Below are 22,062 nucleotides of genomic sequence, written 5' to 3' on the forward strand. Positions count from 1 at the left end.
CACTGTGATCATGACGATCCGCTGGCTCGTTCGCATGCGGCCCACGAGGCGAAAAGCCACGGTAGGGGAGGCTTTGGAAACGCGGTTCCGGGTGCTTCTCGTGGATCTCGACGTCCTGATGCACATGACGAACGGTCGATACCTGTCCGTTCTGGACGCTGCGCGAATTTCGTACTACGCAAGAACAGGTCTCTGGGCGCAGTTTCGCAGCCGCGGGTGGAGCCCGGTGGTGACCGCCCAAACCATCACGTATCACCGTTCTCTCACTTTCCCTCGGTCGTACCGCGTGCGAACACGCCTGCTGGGCACCGATGCCAAGAACCTCTACTTCGAGCAGGTATTCCACATCGGCGACATCGACTATGCGACCGCGTTCGTGTCTGTTCGCCTGACGAGCAAGACTCACGGTTCGGTCGGTCCCGCTGAAATCTTGACCCTCGACGGCGCGTTCGCACTGCCCACGGAATTGCCGGCTTCGGTCACCTCGTGGTCTGAATTCTCCCGAAAGCCTCACTCACAGAACGCGAGAGAATCATGGTGAAAACCGGGTCCGACGCCGATCCCGATCATCACACCCTGGCAGTCATCGGTTCGGGGTTCGCCGGTCTCGGTGCGGCTATCCGGCTGGAGAAATTGCACAGCGGCAGCGTCGTCATCTTCGAGCGGGCGTCGTCGCTGGGGGGAGTGTGGCGCGACAACGATTATCCCGGTGCCGCCTGCGATGTGCAGAGCTTGCTGTACTCGTTTTCGTTCGCACCGAGCCACACCTGGCGGCACACGTATGCGCGACAGTCTGAAATCCGCTCGTATCTTCACAATCTCGCGCGCGATCACGGTCTGATCCCGCGTCTCCGAACCGGTTGTGCCGTGCGATCTTTGGCGTGGGACTCGAACACCTCGCGATGGGTACTCGACACCGCCGGGGGAACGTCGACTGCCGACCATGTCGTGCTCGCCACCGGATCGCTCGCAGACCCGTCGCTGCCTGCTGTCGAGGGAATCGACACCTTCGCCGGCCCCATCTTCCACTCCTCTCGGTGGAACCATGAGGTCGATCTCTCGGGGAAGCGAGTGGCCGTCGTCGGTACCGGTGCATCGGCAATTCAATTCGTGCCGAAGATCCAGCCGGTCGTGCGGTCTTTGACGCTGTTCCAACGCACTGCACCGTGGGTGATGCCTCGCAACGATCGGCCGATTTCCGAGAGAACCCGTAGGCGTTTGCGTTCGGTTCCGGGATACCAGCGTGCGTCCAGAGCAGTCCTCTACGCCAAACGTGAGATCAAGCTGCTGGCCTTCCGGCATCCGGCTCTGATGCGAATCGGAGAAAACGAAGGACGAGCACATCTTGCGCATGCCGTGAGCGATCCTGCGCTGCGGGCAAAGTTGACGCCCGATTATCGGATGGGCTGCAAGCGCATTCTCCTGTCCGACGAGTACTACCCGGCGTTGGCTCAGCCGAACGTGACCGTCGAGAACGGGGGAGTAGCGAAGGTGACACCCACGGGAGTCGTGGATGCAGCGGGCGGAGTGCACGAGGTCGATGCGATCATCTTCGGCACCGGGTTCGATACGCGCCGACTACCGTTGACCGACAGAGTATTCGATGGACAGGGTCGATCGATGTCCGAGAGTTGGGGCGAGAGCCCACGGGCCTATCTCGGTACCGCCGTCTCGGGTTTTCCGAACCTGTACCTGATGCACGGCCCCAATATTGCGCTCGGGCACACCTCGGTCATCATGATGTTCGAGTCGCAGATCCAGTACATCGGGAGGGCCATGAAGCGTGCAATCGATGCCGGTGGCTCTATCGAGCCGACGCCGCAGGCTCAGGCGAAGTACTCGACCGACATCGATGCACTGACCGAAGGAACAGTGTGGACCAGCGGCGGCTGTCGGAGTTGGTATCTCGATCCTTCCGGCCGCAACAGCAACCTGTGGCCCGGCAGCGTTCTCGGTTATCGCTCTCGTACGGTTCGATTCGATCCCGAGGACCACCTCGTGCGTACCTCCGAGAGGCCACGATGACATCCGAGGCAGTCGTTCTGCTGCACGGTCTCGGCGCTTCGGCCGCCACCTGGGATCGCGTGGAACCACTCCTGGCCGGAAACGTCCTCGTGCCCGACCTGCCGGGAAGCGACACCATCGAGCACGATGCACTTCATGTCGCCCGCGAGATACGAGTAGCAGGTTTCGAGTCCGTCACCGTGGTAGGCCATTCGCGAGGCGGCCTGGTCGCGACATCACTGGCCGAGCAGTACCCCGCGCTCGTTCGACGACTGGTAATCGTCGCGACGACGCCGACCGTGTCGAGTCGACTGACCTCGCGCGGTCTGTCGGAGAGAATTCTCAGGACGCCGCTACTCGGCAACGCAGTGTGGGCAATGCTTCCCTCGAGAATGCTGCGTGCAGGGCTCGGCTCCGCGTTCGCTCCGAGTGGTCCGGTGCCGGAGTTCGCGGTACAGGACCTGTTGACCACGGGTATTCGACGTTTCCGTACCTCGACCTCCTCGATCGATCACTACCTCGAGGAGCGTTCGCTCTCGGAACGTCTGGCTGCACTGAGCTGCCCGGTGTCGGTGATCTATGGACTCGACGACCGACGAGTGAACTCCAGTGACATGGCGTTGTCGGCGAGTGATCCGAGGATCGACGCCTACCCTTTGCCTCACGAGGGGCACGGTGCGCCCTGGAGTTCGGCGGGTGCCATCGCCGCGGTCGTCAACGGTCAGGCTTCACCGTCGGTGGCCCGTCTTCCGGCGACGACACTCAGTCCGAGTCTGCGACCCGTCCGGTGGACACCGCCGAAGTCGACCGCCCGTGCGAGAGCGAAGTACAGCGACACCCCGATGGGCTCGATCAGACGCGTCGAACTGCCGGGCCGGGGCCCGGAGGACGTTCGGCTGGATTCCCAGGGACGGATTCTCACCGGACTCGTCGATGGGCGGATTCTCCGGGTGACACTGATCTACGACGGTACCTCTACTGTCGAGACCCTCGCCGATACAGGGGGTAGGCCGCTGGGCATCACCGTCGTCGACGATTCGACGATTCTGGTGTGCGACAGCGAACGCGGTTTGTTGCGTGTCGACCTCGACAGCGGCTGTGTCGACGTGGTGTTGGACCGCCTCGACTCCGTCCCGATCACGTTCGCGTCCAACGTCGTTCGGGCACCATCGGGAAATATCTATTTCACCGTGTCCTCGCGTAGGTTTTCGTTCGACGACTTCTTGGCGGATCTGCTCGAGCACTCGGGCACCGGTCATCTGGTGAAATTGACACCGGACGGTACGGCGCGAATTGTCGTCGATGGCATTCAGTTCGCCAACGGCCTGACTGTGTCGGACAACGAAGAGTTCGCAACGGTTGTCTCGACGGGAGACTTCGATATCACTCGGTATTCTCTCGTCGATGGGACAGCGGTCCCGCGAACTCTGATCGACAACCTGCCCGCGTTCCCCGACAACATCTCGGTCGACGGCGACCTGACGTGGGTGTCGATGGCGACGCCCCGGAATGCGCTGCACGATCGAGTGGCCCGCATGCCGGGAATCATCCGCCGGATCTCCTACTCCTTGCCGGAGAAGCTCCGACAAGGAGAACGGACCACTTGGGTCATGGCGATCGACCGAAACGGGTCGATAGTTCATGACTTGCAGTCGCCGACGCCCGACTTTGCGATGGTCACCAGCGTGGTGCGGCGCGGATCGCACCTGATCCTGGGGAGCATTTCGGAATCGGCCCTTGCCGTAGTAGATCTGCCCAACCACCCACAAGGGATTGTTTCATGACCGCTTCGTCGCTTTCCGGACAAGTCCTGTTGATCACCGGCGCAGCGGGCGGGCTCGGCTCCGCTACCGCGTTCGAGTGTTCCGCTCGCGGAGGCGTTGTCGTTCTCGCTGATGTGGACGCAGCCGGTCTGGCCCGCGTGGCGGCCACCATGCCGGGGGAGTGCGACACATACGAGTTGGACGTTCGCGATGCCGAGGCCTGCAACCGAATGGTCGAGCAAATTCTCGCCACCCGTCGCCGGATCGACATCGTCTGGGCGAACGCTGGGGTGTCCGATTACGGCCCGATCGACCTGCTTCCAGAGGGAACGTGGCAGCGCATCATCGATATCAATTTGATCGGCGCGCACAATATCGTTCGAGCAGCCTTGCCCGCTGTCATGAAAGCGGAAGGCTATGTTGCCTTCACCTGTTCGTGGGCTTCGTTCGCTCACCAGCCCGGGCACTCGGCGTACGCAGCAGCCAAGGCGGGCCTCGAAGCCTTCGCCAACTCGCTTCGACTCGAACTGAGCGGAACCGGCGTACGGGTCGGGTCCTTTCATCCGGGGTGGATCGACACGACGCTGGTCACGAACAAAATGAGCCAACCAGCGTTCGTTGCGCTGCTACAAGCTCTCCCCGGGCCTTTCGGTGCTGTCACACACACGGACAGAATCGTCCCTCACTTCGTACGCGCACTCGAAAACCGTTCCTCCAGAATGATCTATCCGCGGGCAGGCAGGCTTCTGCTCGCTCTACGAGCGGTACTGACGACGGCACCCTTCACCGCCCGCAGTCGTGCCATCGCACCCGAAATTCGACGGCTGTCGGCTCGGGATATGACACGATCGTAGCGACGGAAGGTAGCTCGATGCAGGAAGACAGTGACACCACCCGGGAGCGGGCGATCGCGGCACGGATTTCGTCGCTGATCGCCGGTGCCGACGTAGAGCTCGACTCGGTGGCATCGCGATTGACGGATCTGTATCGCCAGCGGATTCCGTTGTACGACTCCGTCGCTCGCGAGGAAGTGGAACGCAATACCAGGGCCGTGCTCGACATAGTGGTATGGCGCGTGCAAAGCAACTCGCCGTCGGTGGACGAAAGCGACGTGACCGAATTGGTCCGGCGCTGGGCGGATCAGACGATCCCACTCGAATTGGTTGCCCACAGCATCCAATTGGGGGCGCGGGAGCTGTTCAAGATAATCAGGCACAATGCGGCCGAGCAGAATCTGCCCACGGACGCAGTGGACGACATGCAAGACATGATGTGGGAGTGGGCGACGTCCTATTCGGCAGCCGTCAACACCGTGATGCAGGAGCGGGCAGTCACCGGTGCCATCCGCCGCTCGGATCTGATCCGGCAACTCGTCGAGAATTCGTACCTACCCTCTTCCCTGGCCGGCGACGCACAGGAGCACGGCATAGACCTGTCGCATTCGTACCGCGTCGCCTGCATCGTGTGGGACGACACGGTGACAGCGTCGGACGCTCGTGCGTTGCTCCGGATGCGTTGTAGAGGAGAGGTTCTCGATGTGGTCGACGCGGTCATCGACGGTCGATTGATAGCCTTGTTGCCCATCGTCCCGGAACGGCTGGAGTCCGAGATTGCCATCGGGGTGGGTGACGCACGCCAACCCTCCGACGCGCGCTCCTCGTACCAGCAGGCCCAACGCGCGCTGTCGTTGGCCACGATGTTCGGCAGAACCGGGTTGGTGGATCTCGCGGCGCTCGGACCACTTCCTCTGCTGGCCTTCGCTGACGAAGTCGCTGAGCAGATAGCCGGCGTTCACCTGAGCCCTCTATTGGTTCGCGGCGCGACCGGTCGAGAGATCATGGACACTGTCGCAACGTATCTCGACAACGATCGCCGCGTCGACGATACCGCCGCTGCGCTCTTCGTGCACCGCAACACCGTCCGCAACCGCGTCGCCCGTTTCGGCGACCTCACCGGGCTGGACATCGACTCGACCGCGGATTTGGTATTGGTGTGGTGGTTACTGACCCGTGACCGAGCGCTGCGTGCGGGCCCGAAGAATCCCGTCCTCTAGAGCGGGAACCGTCTTCTTCACCCGCGGACGCAGAATGGCGTCCCACAGACGGCCTGTGAACACTCCGCGCACGGTGTCCACGCCGCGAAGTGCACCGGGTACATAGACCTTTCGACCACGTTCGACGATCGTGTTCACGAAAGCCGCTGCGCAGTCTTCGAGTTCTGTCACGACGCTGAACGGCCACGGCATTTCCTCGATACCTGCGCGCACCGCCGCTATGCTGTGCTGCGACTCGAACATCGGTGTGCGCACGAATGCAGGGTGGGCGACGCCGACGCCGACGCCCTTGTGAGCCACTTCGAGCCGTAGCCCGCCACCGAACGCCTCGACACCGGTTTTGGATGCGGCGTAGGCAGATTGGCCCGGGATGTTCTTCAGGGCTGCAGCAGAGGAGACCAGGAGGTAGTAGCCTCGCTGGGCCGTCACTGCAGGCAAGGTTGCGTGAACCGTCCGGATGACTCCTATGAGGTTGACTTCGACGATGGCGACAAGCGATTCGACATCGCTGATCGCGACGGTGCCGGCCTCGGCGATGCCGGCGTTGGCGACGACCACGTCAAGGCATCCGTATTCGGTCAGGACAGCGGACACGGCCAGTTCCAGCGACGCGGTGTCGGTGACATCTGCAACGACCGACATGTGTCGACAGTGGCGGGCCGTGTCCAGGGTCTCCAACACCGATGCGGAAATCTCGGACCGATCGACGAGGACCACGTGCGCGCCGAGCGATGCGAGACGGCGACCTGTTTCGAGGCCTATGCCAGACGCCCCTCCGGTGATGAATGCGACTTTTCCCGCTACGGACGTCATTGTTCACAAGCCCTTCGAATCGGTCGGTCACAGGGGACTCGATAGATTGTGGATGGCAGCAAGGGCCGGGCGGAAGGTGCGAGTGTCCACTCTTGGGCCAGAGACGATGTGCGCGTGCACAACCGGCAAGGGCAGATGGTATTTCCACCGATGTACGCCCAAAGTTGCTATCTACGTTGGCTATTCGTATGTAGTATGACGTTCGGCATAATTGTCGACCGGAAATCAATGACGGACGGAGTCTCGTGACGTACATCGTGGCCGAACCTTGCGTCGACATTCTCGACAAGGCATGCATCGAGGAGTGCCCGGTGGATTGCATGTATCAAGGCGATCGGATGTTGTATATCCATCCGGACGAATGTGTGGATTGTGGTGCGTGTGAGCCGGTTTGCCCGGTGGAGGCGATCTTCTTCGAGGAGGACGTACCTCCGCAGTGGACTGGCTACGTATCCACCAATGCCGAGTTCTTCGAGGAACTCGGTTTCCCGGGGGGTGCTGCCAAGACTGGACCTACAGGTAAAGACACGATGCTGGTTGCCTCGGTTCAGGCTCGTTCATGAACTCGCCGTTCGCTACGTCCACTGTCGCCTTGCGGTCGGTGGAGGAGCACTCTGCGATGGTTGCCGGTCTGATCGGGATCACTGCGGTCAGGCAGTCCAATCTTGTGGCGGCATTCGGCCTTGTCCTGGCAGAGCCTGTGTTCGCACCGGATCCGCTTCCCCTGTTCGATACGTCCGCAGTCGATGGATACGCGGTGCATGTATCCGATCTCATCGGTGCCTCGGCCGAATCTCCCGTCCTATTGCCTGTTGCACAGCATGTTCCGGTGACATATCGCGCGCCGGTGGTGTCGGCTGTCGGCACGGCTGTCGAAATCTCGGCCGGGGCTCCCGTTCCCGCTGGGTCTACCGGGATAGTGCCCATGGACGAGGTGCGAGTAGATGAGGGCCGGGTGGAATTTCGTGGGAGATGCGCTTTCGGCGCTCACATCCGGCGTAGGGGTCGGGATGTGCGGGAAGGGCAGCGACTTCTCGCGCCGGGAACGGCCCTGTCCCCGGTGCATACAGGTCTGCTGGCCGGAGTCGGCGTTCGAAGCGTGTCGGTCCGAAGGCGATTGCGCGTAGCCGTGATTTCGACTGGTGACGAAATCATCTACCGATCAACAGTTCTCGGCTTCGGTCAGATTCACGACTGCAACTCGGTGATGCTCGCCGCCGCCGTAGTGGCCTGCGGTGCCGACGTGACCATGTGCGTTTCGGTGGCGGACTCGGTGGACGAATTTCGGGCCGTTCTGGCGACGGCGTGCGCCGGAGCCGACGTCGTCATCACGTCCGGGGGGATCGATGCGGGCCGTGACGGAGTAGTCGACACAGCTCTGCGCGCAGAGGACATGGGATTCGTGGACGTCGCTATGTGGCCGGACCGACCAGAAGGTGCCGGCCGCATGTTGGGCACTGCGGTGCTCAGCTTTCCTGGTAATCCACTGGCCGCGTACGAATCCTTCGAGTTGTTCGCCCGCCCCAATTTTCGGTTGGCCATGGGGTTGAGCGCCGAGGAGCGTCGACAGGTGTCTGTGCCGCTTGCTCACGGCGTCGACCCGCGGCCTGGACATCCTTCGTTTCATCTCGCACACCTGAATACGAACGGAACGGTCACCTTGCTGACCGGGGTGGAACGGCATGGCCTCGAATCGGCAGCCGGCGCAGATTGTTTCGTGCGTCTGGACGATACGAGTGCGTCACTGGCGGCGGGACACCTGGTGGCAGCCGTCGCTCTGCGGTAGTCATCGTCCGCCCGCAACATATCGGTCCATGGCCTAGGCCATGGACCGATCTGCGTGCTATGCCGATGCTTCCGAGTACTGCCGGGCGGTCATCTGCTCGACCCCTGTGCCGAGTTCTGGATCGGCTCGATTCGAACCGGCACGTTCTTGTGCCAGGGAGTGCCGAAGAACTTGTCCCGACGAGTGATCGATGTCAACGTGTTGAGAGGCACCCCGACGACTGTCTCGTTGCCGTCACCCGTGGGGTAGGTGACGCCCATTCCGTTCGGAAGCGACACATGGCCGGCTTGCATCATGTCGCTGACTTCCACCACGGTCGAGGCGCTACCTGTCTCCGTGATCAGCCGAACGGTGTCACCTGTGGCCACCCCCATCGATTCCGCATCGGAGGGACACATCCGCAACGCTCCCTCTTTGTCCCGTCGTCTCCATTCGGGATCACGGATAATGACGTTGGCGGTGAAAGCTCGTCGCTCACCCGCGGACAGGATGAAGGGGTAGTCGTCGCTGGTGTAGCCCGGTTCTTCTCGGTCGAGCAGCCGCAATTCCGCGAGCAGCTCCGGTATGGCGGCGTGGATCTTGCCGTCGGGGTGGCGGATGTAGCGCCATGCGTCCTCGTACCGGTCTTCGGTGAAGGTCACGCCCTGCGGATCGGCGAGAATGGCGTCGAAGAGTTGATCTCCTTGCGCGGCACCGTCTCGGTCGAATCCGGCCCGCCGCGCGGCATCCGGGGTGGCGATGCAGGCGAGCTGTGCAAGGCCCCAGATCAGCGCCGTGGATTCCTTGCCTACGTCGAGCGTGGCTCCGAGTGTGCGGTACAGGATGTACGGCAGGAGCCCGGCCAATTCCGGCTTCTGCTCGATGGTCGAGAAGAGTGCCAGGTTGAACGTCGCCGAACCCGTACGTGCCGCCGCACCGAGGGCCGACAGCACGTTGTCGTCCACGACGCCGAGTCTGTCGATGATCTCGGCGTAGATGTCGGGCTCGGATCGAGTGCCTGCCATCGGCTGCATGAGCGGCACCCGTAGCTGGAACACGTTGTGCGGGAAGTGAAGAGTGAACAGTGACGCTTCGTACTTCTCGAATTGGCTCGAGGCAGGGAGAACGTAATCGGCCTCCCGCGCTGTCTCGGTGAGTGCGACGTCGACCACGACCGTCAGTTCGAGACTGCGCATCGCGCGACGGAATCGGTCGCTGTCCGCCAGGGAGTGCAGAGGATTGGACGAGTCGATCCACATGGCGCGCAGTCGATCAGGGTGATCGTTCAGTATCTCGTCGGCGATCGAGTTCCCCGGTATGAGGCCGGAGACGATGCGAGCGCCGGTGACCGGTGTGAAGCCCGTCTGGTACGGATTACCCATCGTGCGTGCTATCGGATCGGCCACGGCTACCGACACGGAGGAGAAAAAGTTGTTCAGGGCGAGCTGCGCCGCGCGCTCGACGATGCTGCGAGTCCTGCGATGGCCTCCCATCCGAGTCGTCAACGACCGCAGCGCACCTGCACCTGCGCGCATGGCGCGTAGTGCGGCGATTCGACGTGCCGCATCGAGCGGCGGTCTGTTCTCGCGCGGGATGGGGAACCAGGCACCGGCGAGAGGGAAGACCCACGAATGCATGTGCATACCACCGGGCTTGGCGAAGTTCCCAGTGAGCACCCACATCAATTTCTGCAGATACGCGCACACCGTGCTGTTGGGGGACTGCTGAATTCCCAGGTCCTCGTACGTCGCGACGCTGCTTGCCCGTCCGATGCGACGTGCGGCCGCACGAATGTCGTTTTCCGGCACACCGCACCGACGAGCGTAGTCGGTGATGTCCACACTGCGGAGTAGCTCGAGGACGTCGTGCACCCCCACGGTGTGGGTCGCGAGCCACTCGTGGGCGATCAGATTCTCCTGCACGAGAGTGGCATCGAGAGCTGCGAGGCACCACGCGTCCGTCCCGGGCTTCACTTGCAGGTGGTGGTCCGCCAGCTCCGCTGTCTCGCTTCTGCGCGGGTCGATCACGATGATCGACCGCTCTGGATCACGGGCGATCTCTTTGAGTGTGGGCCGTGCTCGAGCCAGTCCGTGGGACTGCCACGGGTTCTTGCCGACGAACACGGCCACTTCGGAATTCTCGAAGTCACCTGCGGTGTGACTGCCGTAGAGCTCACCGTCGACGAACGCTTCACCCGTCTTCTCCTGCGCCAGAGCATTCGACGTGTATTTCGCTCCGACTGCGTGAAACAGGGATCGACCGTAGGCAGCGCCGAGATGATTGCCCTGTCCGCCGCCACCGTAGAAGAAGATGCGTTCGCCTCCGTGTCGTTCACGAACTGCCCGCAGACGTTCAGCGATCTCGTCGAGCGCGGTAGTCCAGTCGATCTCCTCGTAGGTGCCGTCCGCACGGCGTCGCAGAGGCGAGTCGATGCGGTGAGCGCCGTTTTGATAACGGTCCAACCGGAGCGGCTTCTCGCAGGTGTAGCCCTGCGATCCGGGATGATCCTTGTCGCCTCGGATCTTGAGAAGCGCCCTGTCCTCGACCTTCACCTCGATACCGCAATTGCACTCGCACAGAATGCATGCCGTCTTCTGCCAGTCGCCGGTGGCGCCGTTCTCGACCATGGAGCTCTCTTTTCACTCGTTACATGTCATCGGATGTGATCGCGCGGGTCAGAGCACTGTCGCCGTGACCGTCTCGCCGGCGTCGAGGGAAGGAACTGCACCGTTCAATTCCACGAGATAGCCCGCCTCTCGCGCCGCGCCGAGCCCGTGCTTTCCCGAGCCGGTGAGCATGGCGATCGACCCGTCGGGGCGTCCGATTGCGAGGTCCAGGGTGTGTCTTCCACACTTCCTGGGTAGTGGATGTGCCAACGGCACCCGCAGGGTAGGACGGTTGTCCGGAACCAGGCCCATAGCGCGTCGGAGAATCGGACGCGCGAGAAGCTCGAATGAAGCGTAGGCGGCAAGGGGGTTTCCAGGAAAGGTCAATAACGTTGTGCCGAAAGCGGTTCCGGCACCTTGGGGTCGCCCGGGCGACATCGCGACGCCGGCGAAGCGCACGCCGTAGGGCATCAGCGTTTGCTTGACCACCTCGTGATCCCCGGCGCTGACTCCGCCCGATGTGATGACGACGTCTGCACACGCTCCGAGCTCTGCTAGGTGCGATCTGAGTTGGTTCACCGAGTCCGGCAAGGCAATACACGCCACGAGTTCGGCACCGCAGTCTTCGACCGCGGCCGACAGGAGTGCCGAGTTGGAGTCGTGAATACGACCGTGACGCAGAAGAGTGGCAGCGTCGACGATCTCGGCGCCGGTCGACACCACGGCGACCCGGATCCGACGGTGTACGAGAACCCGTCCCAGACCGGATGCAGCCAGTAGTCCGATACGCGACGGCGTCAGGACCGTTCCCGCATCGAAGAGGCGCTCCGGAGGCATGACGTCCTCCCCGGTTCTCCGCATATTCGCGCCGGCCCTGCTCGGGCTACCGAACACCGCCTCTGTTCCGTCGTACCGGGCATCCTCGACCGGAACCACGGCGTCGGCCCCTGCAGGTATCGGGGCACCGGTCATGATGCGGGCAACCGTTCCCGCACGTAATTTTTCTCGTGTTCCATCACCTGCGGCTATCACGCGTGCAACAGGGAGGTGTACGACCGCGTCGGGTCCGGCACCGACCAGGTCGGCGACGTGCACCGCGTACCCGTCGACTGCGGAGTTGTCGAAGGGCGGAAGTGGGATCGGAGCATCGACCTCCGCGCCGAGGGCGCGTCCTGCTGCCTGCGACAGGGGCGTCATCACCGTGGGGGTGCGCGAGATCAAGCCGTCGATGAGCGCACGATGTTCTTCCACCGTCCGCAGGCCGGGTACCGACCGCATCATGAGCGCAGGAAGTCGATGACGACCGCAGTCGAAAGATGGATGTCATCGATGTACGTCACGAGCCCCAAGTCCTATGCATTCCGTCATAGTACAGAGGATCGTCTGCGGCGCAACGAACTTCGGTAGAACGGCCGAAATGCCGTGTGAAGTGTGCGCGTGCACAATGATTCCGGCGGAGGTATGTACTCCCGTACCTTGTCGTCGATACCCGATCGCGCGACACTCGCCATCACGGCCGATCGCAGTCGAGGCATCTAAATCGTTTCATCACCTCCTCATTCGACTGCACACCGACTCGATTGTGCAGCAGGCGTACTATGCAGTTCCACATACAATTACTGGAGACGAATGTGACGGACGAGAGCAGTGTGGACTGGAAGAAGACCGCCTGCATTCTGTGCGAAAACAACTGTGGTATCACCGTTTCCACGGAAGGTCGGAGGATCGCCAAGATTCGTGGCGACAAGGACCACCCCAAGTCGCTCGGATACACCTGCAACAAAGCGCTCAGGCTGGACCACTACCAGAACGGCGGGTCGCGACTGGATACTCCGATGCGACGCGAGGCCGACGGCACGTACATGCCGGTCGACTGGGATACGGCGATCGCAGAGATCGCACGGCGTCTGGGCTCCGTTCGTGACAAGCACGGCGGTGAGAGCATCTTTTTCTGTGGCGGCGGCGGACAGGGAAATCATCTGGGCGGTGCCTACGCCGGTGCGCTGATGCGCGGACTGGGTGCGCGGTATCGATCGAACGCCATCGCGCAGGAGAAGACCGGAGAGGCGTGGGTCGACGCGCACCTCACAGGTAGCCACACTGTGGGCGATTTCGACCGTGCGCAGGTCAGTGTGTTTCTCGGCAAGAATCCGTGGCAGTCGCACGGTGTCGCCCGAGCTCGTACCGTGCTGCAGGAGATCGGCAAAGACCCCCTCAGGTCGATGATCGTCCTGGATCCGGTGCGAACGGAAACTGCAGAGCGCGCCGACATACATCTACAGATCAAGCCGGGAACCGACGCGTGGTGCCTTGCAGCCATTTTGGCGATCATCGTCGATAACGGGATGATGGACCACGCCTTCCTGCACGAGAACACAGCTGGTGTCGAACAGGTAGTGGCCGCAGTTCACGGACTCGACGTTTCGGCCTACGCAGGTGTGTGCGGAGTGGACGAGTCCGCGATCAGGCGCGCGGCGCATCTCATCGGGACAGCGGACAGCGTCTCGATCTACGAGGATCTCGGAGTCCAGCAGAGCCCCAACAGCACCTTGGTCTCCTACCTCGAGAAGCTCATCTGGCTCGTCACCGGAAATTTTGCGAAAAGTGGTGCCATGCATAATCACTCGTGGCTCGCACCATTGTTGAACTACTCACTCGACGTCAAAAGCACACCGGTTCACGGTACGCCGATGTTCGGTGGGTTGGTTCCGGGTAACGCCATCGCAGAGGAGGTGTCGAACAACCACCCCGCGAGGTTCCGGGCAATGGTGATCGAGTCGTCCAACCCTGCGCATTCGATGGCCGACTCTGCAAGCTTTCGCACAGCGATGGACGAACTCGAATTCAGCCTGGTGATCGACGTTGCGATGACCGAGACTGCACGACGCGCCGATTACGTGCTTCCCGCGTCCAGTCAGTTCGAGAAATGGGAGGCGACGTTCTTCTGTCTCGAATACCCGCGCAACAGCTTTCAGTTGCGGGCACCGATCCTCGACCCATTGCCGGGAACGTTGCCCGAACCCGAGATCTATGCACGATTGATCAACGAATTGGGCTTGGTGAAACCCCGCTGGATCACCTTGCTGCGTGGGGCGCTCAAGCTGGGCCACAAGGTTTACGCAGCAACATTTCTTGCCTTGCTCGGGCTCGACAAGAAGTCCGTCCCGGTCGCCGCGTACCTGCTCTACGCAACGCTCGGCCCCACGCTCCCGAACGGCGCGACATCGGCTGCGGCGCTGTGGGCGCTGTCCCACAAGATCTACCGCGAGCACCCCCGATCGGTCCGCGCAGCGGGCCATCGCAATGCCGAAGCCTTGTTCGCCGCAATTCTGGAGAACCGATCAGGCGTCGAGATGACCGTCGACGACCTCGACGGCGGAGCGTGGGACTATGTTCCCGCCGCCAACAGACCTATACAGCTGGCCATCGCACCCCTGCTGGGCTCCTTGAGAAACCTGAAGAACAGCGATCCGTCTCACACCAGCGATGACTTCCCTTTCGTACTTTCCGCAGGCGAACGTCGCGCGTTCACTGCGAACACCATTTTTCGGGACGACACCTGGCGCAAACGGGGCGGGAACGGTGCATTGCGTATCTGCCCGGTCGACGCCGAGGCGCTCGGACTGTCCGAAGGCTGCAATGCCAAGATCACGACCGCCAAGGGGTCGGCCGTGGCACAGGTCGAGATCACGAACACGATGCAACCCGGCCATATCTCCCTTCCCAACGGCTTCGGACTCGACCTTCCCGGTTCCGCGGCCCGCGTCGGAGTTGCACCCAACGAATTGACCGATGCCGCTCGCCGCGACGAGTTTTCCGCGACCCCGTGGCACAAGCACGTGCCCGCGCGCGTGGACGCAATGCCCGCCCTGGAGTGAGCAGGGGGGCTCGGCATTGCGGGTCGGACAGCACCGAAGAATGCAGACGCTGTGTGGCACCTCCAGTATCGTTCGCTTCGCTCGACCATTCATGAACTACTTTTCACATGGAGGAACCATCGTGCGACTGTCCACCCGCAATCAGCTCGTCGGCACCATCACCGAGGTCACGCTCGGCAGTGTGATGGCGACGGTGAAGGTTCGTCTCGACGGCAGCGACCAGACAGTCACCTCCTCGATCACCCGCGAGGCCGCCGAGGAGCTCGGGCTCGCGGTGGGGCAGCAGGCAACCGCGTTCGTCAAATCCACCGAGGTGACGATCGGCGTCGAGTGAGAAGTCCAGCGGGTCAGTCCATCTTGTCGGTCGCAGTGTTCGACGCCATCTCGGCGGCGAATTCCGTAGCCATGGCCCGGGAGAGTGCCTGTGCCGCCGACAGCGGACGCACCATCACGGTGAAGTCGTCGATCAGGCCGTCGGAATCGAGGTGCAGGATGTCGCAGCCATGGACGGTCACATCGTCGATGCGGGCCTCGAAGAACAGGACGTGATCGCGACCGCCGATGTCTTCGACAGTTCGGACGTATCGCAAGTCGCGGAACACCCGCGTGACGGCCCGCAGTATCGCCGCGGTCATCGGTTTGCCGTGGTACGGCTTGAACGCAACTGGCGAGCTGAAGACGACGTCGTCAGCAAGGGTGGAGGCCATGGCGTCGTGGTCGTTCGCCTCGACGGCTTGTCGGAACCGCTGCACGCGTCATCTCCTGAGTAGGGTCGGACCCGGGTTCGGGTGTTATCGCGAACGATACACAACTTTGTGACTATTGATCGGGTAATGGCGGTCAGCGTCGACCAGCGCGGACCTCGAGTACGTCGAGAATCCGGGCACCCCAGCGGAGAGATTCTTCCTCGAACATTCGTCCTCGCATCAGGGTGAGGTATGGGCCGATGCGATCTGCGGTCGCCAGGAAGTCGGTCTCGGTGCGTCCGTCGAGCAGGCGGTGCGCCATCCGGTCGTACCTGGCCAGTTTGTCGCGTGAGAGCTGCATCCGTTCGCGGATCGCGGCAGTCATCGGCTCGAGGTCGCCGGCCTCCAGTGCGTGCACTGCCACCAGGTGCTCGTCGCGAATCGCGGGAAGCTTCGGGCGGCGGTGGCTGACCTGGCGCAGCGCCGCACGACCCTTGTCGGTCAGGCTGAACAGCTTCTTGTTGGGGCGACCGTCCTGCTCTACCAGTCTCGCGGTGATCACCTCGTCTCGATCCATTCGATCGAGCTCGCGGTAGAGCTGTTGAGGAGTGGCAGTCCAGAAGTTGGCGACCGTTGCATCGAACGCCTTGGACAAGTCGTAGCCGGACAGCTCCCCGTCGACCAGTGCGGCGAGCACGGCATCACGTAGGGACATGATCCGGCACAGTACCCGTCGCGCAGGAAAAGCTTCTTCATACGCAACTTGTTGTATATTTCTGCTCGACGAAGGAGCGGTGATGGAGAACCAAGAAGGTCAGTTGCGGTACGTAGCTCTCGGTGACAGTCAGACGGAGGGGCTGAACGACGGCGACGACATGGCGGGCTTTCGTGGCTGGGCCGATCGGCTCGCCGAGCACATGGCCGAGAGCGACGACACGGTCGTGTACGCGAACCTCGCGGTGCGTGGTCGCAAAGCTGCTGAGGTCAGAGCCGAGCAATTGCCCGCCGCCGTGGCGTTGCGACCCACCGTCGCGTCCGTCGCTGCCGGCGTCAACGACATCTTGCGACCCCATTTCGATGCGCGCACTGTGGCCGGTGAGCTGGGCACAATGTTCGGCGCGCTGCGAGCGGCCGACTGCACCGTGATCACCATGACGTTTCCCCGCCTCGCACACCCCGTCCCCGGTCGAGCGATCATCGCGAAGCGTATGACCGAGCTGAACGCCGAGATTCGGACGGCTGCAGAAGAATTCGGTGTCATAGTAATTGATCTCGAGAAGCATGACGTGGCATCGGATTCGCGTCTGTGGAGCTGGGACCGCTTGCATCTGAACGAGAAAGGACACGCGCGGCTCGCCGCGGCCGCGGCATTCGCTCTCGGCCTGCCGGGTGCCACCGACGCATGGGATCGTCCACTGGCCCCACTCGGGCGCCCACATCTGGTCTCGCGGGTTCGCGGCGACCTGTACTGGGCCGGAATGTTCCTTGCGCCGTGGTTGACTCGCCGCGTCCGTAGGCGCTCCTCGGGCGACAGTCGGACGGCAAAACGGCCCGAACTGACGTCGGTACGCGAGTGGTGAGGTCAACGGGCGCTGAGAGTAATGATGTCGGCTCACACCGACAGAGCGGTGAACGATGCGGCAATCACCGCTGGCGAACTACCGGCGGGGGAGACCAGCGACAACTTGGTTTCGGACCGTAGAGTCTCAGCATCAGCCGGAAGGGGCTGGGCGGGCACGGCAGCCAATTGGCCGTGTTTTCAGTTGTCGGACAACCATTTTGCACCATCACGGTCAGCGACCCGTCCGTGCTGTAGTGCACATCCGGTGTGCGGTCGGTGATGGCGTAACGTTCGAGTTCGTTCGCATACAGAAGTCCGCGGGCGTAGTAGACGGTCATGGACCAGAAGAATTCGGCGGGAGGCAACTCACCGGCCGGAAAAGTGATCGCGTAGTCGTGGGAGCCGTCGAGCGGACGGCCCGTCTCGTCTTGTTCGCACACGGGGTAGGACGCCTCGGCTGCGGGGTTGATGTAGACCTGGGAGTAGGCGACCGCGGCCCGCAGGAGATCGTTCGTGCCGAAGTCCGCACCGGCGTCGTTGATCGCCCAGCCGTTGGCGGTGCGCCCCATCGATTTGACCTGCGTAGCAATGGTTTCGAGGCCTGACACCAGGCCTTCGGTAATGGCCTGCTCGGCGGCATCGCGGTCACCTGCCCTGTCGAGTGCGTCGTTCAGACGGCAGTGCGCGTCCCCGACCCAGGGCGGTACGTCCGACGCGGCCAGGTTGTCGATCGCGTGATCGAGGGCATCGAGAAAGTGGCGGGGCCGCTGTAGTTCGTCGGAACGTTCGACGGTGCTGAGGGCGAGTTCGGTGCGTTCGGTCGGCGGCGCAGGTGGGCCGGTCAAAGCGATGTGCTGTTGTAATTCGTTGACCTCCATGAGGTCCCCGTGACGGGATGGATCGACGAGAATCCGGATGGCGATCATCACGAACCTCGATCGGCAGGCAATCCGTCCCTCCGTATATCCCGTGTCAGCAGCCTCTGATGTCTGCCGGGACAACGTGATCGGCGGGATGCGAGACCCGTGAGTCCTTCGACCGATGACCGTGTTCGTGGACGAGTCCGCTTCACCGATTTGCACGCTGTAGTAGCGGTCGGCGAAGTCCGGTAGCGAGAGTTCGAAGTCTCCCGAGTCCAGGTCGACGAATGCCAGCGAGTACAGGGTGTCGACGTTCGGGGCGACGCCGGCGGTCAGAGTGGGATTCGATAATTCTCGTTGGTGTCCTAGGACATTGAGCGGAGCGCCTGCCGATGTGGATGGTCGCTCCCCGTGTGGATTCGATGGATCGGTGAACCTCAGCCGAAGACGTTGAGCAAAGATGACCGGAAATCCCCAGACCTGGAGTGCAGTCGCATCGTCGCGCAGATCGGTACGTTCGGGCTCGGTCTGGTTCGTCATAGGACCCCTTGAAATGAATTGAATTCATCTTGACTGTAACCTGGGGATCGTATCGACGGACGTGATACGCGAAGGTTCGGACGCGGCAATGCTGCGTGTGCAGTGGAGTTCGAGAGGTCGATGTGACTAGCGACAGGCGTGGCAGATTTCCTCGTTCGGTGTATTCCGTTGGAGTCGAGCCTGATCCACGCTTCAGCCTGGCGAACGAGAGAACCTACCTGGCGTGGATCCGTACGTCGTTGGCGTTGATGGCGGCTGGGGTCGCCCTGCAAGTGTTCGATATCGGCGGCGGGTCCGTGCAGAGTGTGGTCGCCTCGGTGATGCTGATCGCGTCGTCGATCGGAGTTCCGTTGCACGCATGGTGGGGCTGGGCGCGGACCGAGAAGAGTATGCGGCAGTCCGAGGCCCTTCCTTCTCCTCGTATCGCCTTGCCTCTGGCGGTGGTTCTCACCACGGTCGGAGTATTGGTGTTGTGGTCCGTCCTGTGATCGACCGACGACGCGTACAGAGCAGGCCGGGTGGCCGGCTGGGAGACGGAGGTCTGCAAGTCGAGCGAACCGAGCTGGCGTGGGCACGGACCGAGTCGGCGATCGCCGTCTGCGCGGTGATCGGTATTCGTCTGGGCGCGCACACTCGTGCGCCCGCGTTGATCGCTGCGGCTGTCCTGGTCAGCTTCGCCGCAGCGGCACTGCTGGTTTCGGGATGGATCGCTCGGATTCGTGCCGAACGTACGGCCGGAGGTAGAGGCGCTGTGCCGCTGACATTTCCGTTGCGTGCTCATGCCATCGCTGTACTGATTCCAACCCTCGGGGTGATCGCCATGATCTTCGTCATCTGGTCCGCCGCGTCTACCTGATGTGGAAAACGAGCAAGCCGTGACGGTGCGATCCCGTCACGGCCTGCCCTCCGTTCTGCGTAGCCGAAGACGCTACTTCAAGAACTGCTGTTCCCACTCCGCAGACTGTTGGTCGACGTACTGCTTGGTCAACTGTTCGGGGTCGGGAGCCTGGACGTCGTGTGCGTCCGCGGTCGCGCCGGCAATGTTGGGCAGCGCTGTTGCCACTCCGATGGCTTGCGCTGTCTGTCCCTCCGTACTGACCAAGAAGTCGGCCAGGAGCTGGGCCGCATTCGGATGGGGCGCGACCGCCGTGACGTGCCCGTAGTACGGGGTTCCCCACGATGGTTCAGGAAGAGCCCAGTTCACCGGCGCACCTGCCGCTACTTCTTGAACCAGTGGCTGCACCATCGGTGCTACGACAACTTCGCCCGACGTCAATGCCTGTGCGAGTACGAGGGCGCTGGGATAGATTCTCGGTTCTTGTCCGGCAAGGCGTTCCTGAAAATCGTCGCCGAAATTCTGGCGATAGAAACTGTACAGATCGACGTACGAAGCGATGCCGACAGGGCTTACTACGCCTACGCGCCCTTTGTATTCGGGGTCGAGAACATCGCGAGGATCGCTCAGGCCGTTTGCGACTGCGTCGGTGTTCCAGCCCATTCCGAAGGTAGCCGCGACGTTCAGGAACAGGCGGTCGTTCTTGATGCTGGAGTCCCGGTCGTAATCAGGATTGTCGAAACTCGGGCCGCGTAGCTCCTGGGAGTAGTTACCCGACTCTGCAGCGGAGGTGATCCACGCGGTATCGGTCACGACGTGGACGTCGGCAATCCCGTTCTTCGTCTTGTTCTCGACCTCTATGCGTGGATTGATATCCGCGTCGGTACCACGCACATATTCGAGAGCGATGTTGGGATACTTCGTATTCCACGCAGCCTTGACGCTGTCGAGAATGGTGGTGTTCTGGCTGGAATAGAGCGTCACCGAGCCTTCCTGTTCGGCCGCTGACACCACGTCTTCCCAACTTCCTTCCACCGATGCAGTGTCGCCGCCCGACGACCCGCACGCGCTGAGCGCAACGGTCGACGTGGCGACGAGCATCACGATGATGTGTTTCGTCCGGACCGAATGTCGCATGTTTTGTCCTCCTGTTTGAACTGACCTCAGTTCAGCAGGTATGGTTGGTGATGTCAATCACTTTCGAAGATCCGTCGAGTGGTTCTACGGCCCCAACGTGCGGAGGCCTGCGAATTGCAACGGACGCTGCCGGTAGCGACAGCGTCTGCGAGGAAGGACTTTTCACCGATGCGTACCTACGACGTGAAGTCGGCCGACCAGCTCACCGCCACCGATGCGGCAGACATACATCCATCGGACGCAGAGGACCGCCGAGGATGGGCGCACTCGGTGGCCGTGCAGGCGGTGATCTACGGTCTGCCATCGGTGTATCAGTATGCCGGCATGTGCGACGCGTGTGCCCCGGCCGAGAGCGACGTCCAGTGGGCAATCGACACGTTGACTCACGAGCGAAGCATTGCCGGTGCGGGATTCCAACCGTTTCGGGTACCCAACGTCGACACTCTGTATTCCAATGCGTGGCTGGACCTTTCGAACGGACCGATCGTCATCGGCCTGCCCGATTTCGGTGATCGGTACTACACGTTGAATTTCCTCGACGCCTACAGCAACGCAAGCAATGTCAGCAGGCGGACGCATCCTGAACAGCCGCGTGAGTTGCTCCTGGCCTGTACGGACTGGACCGGTGAGGTCCCCGAGGGAGTGGAGGTGTTCAGAGTCGCCACACCGATGATGTGGCTGTTGATGCGAATTCAGACGTTCGGTCCGGTGGACCTGCTGCAGGTGCACGGTCTGCAGGATGCGGTCACGATCGATGCGCTCGCTCCGTCTGCACGGAACTGGCCGGTGGTGGGTTCGCGGGAGGTCGAGACCTCCTCTCGCGCGTTCCTGACCGCGCTCGACGCGTCGCTCGCTCACAACGGGGTGCCGTTCGGCGACGTGGCCCACGTGCACCAGTTCCGACACATCGGGGTCGGTTCGGGGGACTTCTCCATGGACGACCTCGACGAGGCCACCCGGAACGGTGTGGAAGCAGGATTCGAGTCAGCAATGGCACTGTTGTCTCGATCTCGATCGCTGCTGGGACGTCGCACCGAGTCCGGCTGGACCAGGGTGCTCGGCAAGGGTGCCCACGGACACAACTTTCTTGCACGTGCGGTCATGAACTACGTCGGTCTCGGCGCGAACGTCGTCGAGGAAAATTGCTCGTACAACAGCTATGTCGACCACGATGGACAACGACTGTCGTGCGAAGGCGGAGACGAGTACACCATCGAATTCGTCACTCCGCCGCCAGCACAGGCTTTTTGGAGTATCACGCTGTACGACGCAGATACCGGCTGGTTGTACGACGCGCCCGAAAAGATGCACTCGGTGGGATCAGCGGTCAATGGCGGCGACGGAGCCGGAGGACCGTCGGCGATCACTGTGAGCGCATCGCAGCCCATGCCGAACAGTCCTCAGCACGCCTGGCTGCCGGCACCCCAGCACCCGTTCTTTCTGGTCCTGAGAATCTATCAACCGACCGAGGATGCGCTGAGCGAGCGATGGACGCCGCCGCGCATCGTGCGGTCGAATGCCGAACCGCTCTGAACCGGCGTGTCAGGGGTTCACAATCGGC

Annotated in this window: 20 protein-coding genes; 13 read left to right on the forward strand and 7 right to left on the reverse strand. The window is 62.3% G+C overall.

Annotated elements, in window-relative coordinates:
* The first annotated feature begins 100 nt into the window (after positions 1-100).
* Genes ASG84_RS25610 through ASG84_RS25630 form a run of 5 tightly spaced genes read left to right on the forward strand, consistent with a single transcriptional unit; the run spans position 101 to position 5,820 of the window.
* Positions 101-541 carry a thioesterase family protein gene (locus tag ASG84_RS25610; protein ID WP_162248373.1) on the forward strand — a complete coding sequence of 147 codons (441 nt, stop codon included), beginning with the start codon at positions 101-103 and terminating at the stop codon, positions 539-541.
* Positions 535-2,025, forward strand: coding sequence for a flavin-containing monooxygenase (locus tag ASG84_RS25615; protein WP_057479776.1), 1,491 nt, complete (start codon positions 535-537; stop codon positions 2,023-2,025). Before ASG84_RS25610 ends, ASG84_RS25615 begins: the two co-directional genes overlap by 7 nt.
* Entirely contained in the window at positions 2,022-3,788 is a 1,767-nt protein-coding gene (locus ASG84_RS25620) for an alpha/beta fold hydrolase (protein ID WP_057479777.1), read from the forward strand. The genes ASG84_RS25615 and ASG84_RS25620 overlap by 4 nt, the downstream gene beginning before the upstream one ends.
* Positions 3,785-4,621, forward strand: coding sequence for an SDR family NAD(P)-dependent oxidoreductase (locus ASG84_RS25625; protein WP_057479778.1), 837 nt, complete (start codon positions 3,785-3,787; stop codon positions 4,619-4,621). Before ASG84_RS25620 ends, ASG84_RS25625 begins: the two co-directional genes overlap by 4 nt.
* Positions 4,622-4,638: 17 nt before the next feature.
* A complete protein-coding gene (locus ASG84_RS25630) occupies positions 4,639-5,820 on the forward strand; it encodes a PucR family transcriptional regulator (protein WP_052060578.1) in 1,182 nt (393 codons plus the stop codon).
* Here ASG84_RS25630 and ASG84_RS25635 read toward each other — a convergent pair.
* Complete coding sequence (locus tag ASG84_RS25635) at positions 5,767-6,633, reverse strand: SDR family NAD(P)-dependent oxidoreductase (RefSeq protein ID WP_057479779.1); 867 nt, start codon at positions 6,631-6,633, stop codon at positions 5,767-5,769. The genes ASG84_RS25630 and ASG84_RS25635 overlap by 54 nt on opposite strands.
* A 245-nt stretch (positions 6,634-6,878) precedes the next feature.
* On the opposite strand from ASG84_RS25635, the gene fdxA reads away from it, so the two are divergent.
* The gene (gene fdxA, locus ASG84_RS25640) at positions 6,879-7,196 is read left to right on the forward strand and encodes a ferredoxin (RefSeq protein WP_032406796.1); all 318 of its coding nucleotides are present in this window, start codon (positions 6,879-6,881) and stop codon (positions 7,194-7,196) included.
* Positions 7,193-8,419, forward strand: coding sequence for a molybdopterin molybdotransferase MoeA (locus ASG84_RS25645; RefSeq protein ID WP_057479780.1), 1,227 nt, complete (start codon positions 7,193-7,195; stop codon positions 8,417-8,419). Before fdxA ends, ASG84_RS25645 begins: the two co-directional genes overlap by 4 nt.
* Before the next feature lie 89 nt (positions 8,420-8,508).
* Here ASG84_RS25645 and ASG84_RS25650 read toward each other — a convergent pair whose 3' ends face one another.
* Both ASG84_RS25650 and ASG84_RS25655 read right to left on the reverse strand, forming a co-directional pair.
* Entirely contained in the window at positions 8,509-11,025 is a 2,517-nt protein-coding gene (locus ASG84_RS25650) for a molybdopterin-dependent oxidoreductase (protein WP_057479781.1), read from the reverse strand.
* Between the two features lie 48 nt (positions 11,026-11,073).
* Positions 11,074-12,285: a molybdopterin molybdotransferase MoeA gene (locus tag ASG84_RS25655; protein WP_057479782.1), complete on the reverse strand. Its 1,212-nt coding sequence runs from the start codon at positions 12,283-12,285 to the stop codon at positions 11,074-11,076.
* A gap of 350 nt (positions 12,286-12,635) precedes the next feature.
* Here ASG84_RS25655 and ASG84_RS25660 point away from each other — a divergent pair, with 350 nt between their 5' ends.
* A complete protein-coding gene (locus ASG84_RS25660) occupies positions 12,636-14,882 on the forward strand; it encodes a molybdopterin-dependent oxidoreductase (protein WP_235581852.1) in 2,247 nt (748 codons plus the stop codon).
* A 121-nt stretch (positions 14,883-15,003) separates the two neighbouring features.
* Entirely contained in the window at positions 15,004-15,216 is a 213-nt protein-coding gene (locus ASG84_RS25665) for a TOBE domain-containing protein (protein WP_032406863.1), read from the forward strand.
* Positions 15,217-15,229: 13 nt separating this feature from the next.
* Here the strand turns inward: ASG84_RS25665 and ASG84_RS25670 are convergent, their stop codons facing one another.
* Positions 15,230-15,634 (reverse strand): nuclear transport factor 2 family protein, encoded by a 405-nt coding sequence (locus tag ASG84_RS25670; RefSeq protein WP_082521233.1) that lies wholly within the window; start codon positions 15,632-15,634, stop codon positions 15,230-15,232.
* A gap of 88 nt (positions 15,635-15,722) precedes the next feature.
* Positions 15,723-16,283: a PadR family transcriptional regulator gene (locus ASG84_RS25675; RefSeq protein WP_057479784.1), complete on the reverse strand. Its 561-nt coding sequence runs from the start codon at positions 16,281-16,283 to the stop codon at positions 15,723-15,725.
* Between the two features lie 82 nt (positions 16,284-16,365).
* Here ASG84_RS25675 and ASG84_RS25680 point away from each other — a divergent pair, with 82 nt between their 5' ends.
* Positions 16,366-17,148, forward strand: coding sequence for an SGNH/GDSL hydrolase family protein (locus ASG84_RS25680; RefSeq protein WP_057479785.1), 783 nt, complete (start codon positions 16,366-16,368; stop codon positions 17,146-17,148).
* 64 nt (positions 17,149-17,212) lie between these two features.
* Here the strand turns inward: ASG84_RS25680 and ASG84_RS25685 are convergent, their stop codons facing one another.
* A complete protein-coding gene (locus tag ASG84_RS25685) occupies positions 17,213-18,529 on the reverse strand; it encodes a DUF1254 domain-containing protein (protein ID WP_057479786.1) in 1,317 nt (438 codons plus the stop codon).
* Between the two features lie 158 nt (positions 18,530-18,687).
* Here ASG84_RS25685 and ASG84_RS25690 point away from each other — a divergent pair, with 158 nt between their 5' ends.
* Both ASG84_RS25690 and ASG84_RS25695 read left to right on the forward strand, forming a co-directional pair.
* The gene (locus tag ASG84_RS25690; protein WP_235581853.1) at positions 18,688-19,017 is read left to right on the forward strand and encodes a YidH family protein; all 330 of its coding nucleotides are present in this window, start codon (positions 18,688-18,690) and stop codon (positions 19,015-19,017) included.
* Complete coding sequence (locus ASG84_RS25695; protein WP_162248374.1) at positions 19,002-19,385, forward strand: DUF202 domain-containing protein; 384 nt, start codon at positions 19,002-19,004, stop codon at positions 19,383-19,385. The genes ASG84_RS25690 and ASG84_RS25695 overlap by 16 nt, the downstream gene beginning before the upstream one ends.
* A gap of 72 nt (positions 19,386-19,457) precedes the next feature.
* Here ASG84_RS25695 and ASG84_RS25700 read toward each other — a convergent pair whose 3' ends face one another.
* Positions 19,458-20,501, reverse strand: a complete 1,044-nt coding sequence (locus tag ASG84_RS25700) for an ABC transporter substrate-binding protein (protein ID WP_057479789.1) — start codon at positions 20,499-20,501, stop codon at positions 19,458-19,460.
* A gap of 168 nt (positions 20,502-20,669) precedes the next feature.
* On the opposite strand from ASG84_RS25700, the gene ASG84_RS25705 reads away from it, so the two are divergent.
* Positions 20,670-22,034, forward strand: a complete 1,365-nt coding sequence (locus ASG84_RS25705; protein WP_057479790.1) for a DUF1254 domain-containing protein — start codon at positions 20,670-20,672, stop codon at positions 22,032-22,034.
* The last annotated feature ends 28 nt before the right edge of the window (positions 22,035-22,062 follow it).

The organism is Rhodococcus sp. Leaf278, from assembly GCF_001426085.1.
GTDB lineage: Bacteria > Actinomycetota > Actinomycetes > Mycobacteriales > Mycobacteriaceae > Rhodococcoides.

Bases quoted from the DNA above. Each gene is read 5' to 3' on its own strand.
- ASG84_RS25615 (WP_057479776.1), top strand. From the start codon at position 535: ATGGTGAAAACCGGGTCCGACGCCGATCCCGATCATCACACCCTGGCA.
- ASG84_RS25620 (WP_057479777.1), top strand. From the start codon at position 2,022: ATGACATCCGAGGCAGTCGTTCTGCTGCACGGTCTCGGCGCTTCGGCC.
- ASG84_RS25625 (WP_057479778.1), top strand. From the start codon at position 3,785: ATGACCGCTTCGTCGCTTTCCGGACAAGTCCTGTTGATCACCGGCGCA.
- ASG84_RS25630 (WP_052060578.1), top strand. From the start codon at position 4,639: ATGCAGGAAGACAGTGACACCACCCGGGAGCGGGCGATCGCGGCACGG.
- ASG84_RS25635 (WP_057479779.1), bottom strand. From the start codon at position 6,633: ATGACGTCCGTAGCGGGAAAAGTCGCATTCATCACCGGAGGGGCGTCT.
- ASG84_RS25645 (WP_057479780.1), top strand. From the start codon at position 7,193: ATGAACTCGCCGTTCGCTACGTCCACTGTCGCCTTGCGGTCGGTGGAG.
- ASG84_RS25650 (WP_057479781.1), bottom strand. From the start codon at position 11,025: ATGGTCGAGAACGGCGCCACCGGCGACTGGCAGAAGACGGCATGCATT.
- ASG84_RS25655 (WP_057479782.1), bottom strand. From the start codon at position 12,285: ATGATGCGGTCGGTACCCGGCCTGCGGACGGTGGAAGAACATCGTGCG.
- ASG84_RS25675 (WP_057479784.1), bottom strand. From the start codon at position 16,283: ATGTCCCTACGTGATGCCGTGCTCGCCGCACTGGTCGACGGGGAGCTG.
- ASG84_RS25680 (WP_057479785.1), top strand. From the start codon at position 16,366: ATGGAGAACCAAGAAGGTCAGTTGCGGTACGTAGCTCTCGGTGACAGT.
- ASG84_RS25685 (WP_057479786.1), bottom strand. From the start codon at position 18,529: ATGACGAACCAGACCGAGCCCGAACGTACCGATCTGCGCGACGATGCG.
- ASG84_RS25700 (WP_057479789.1), bottom strand. From the start codon at position 20,501: ATGCGACATTCGGTCCGGACGAAACACATCATCGTGATGCTCGTCGCC.
- ASG84_RS25705 (WP_057479790.1), top strand. From the start codon at position 20,670: ATGCGTACCTACGACGTGAAGTCGGCCGACCAGCTCACCGCCACCGAT.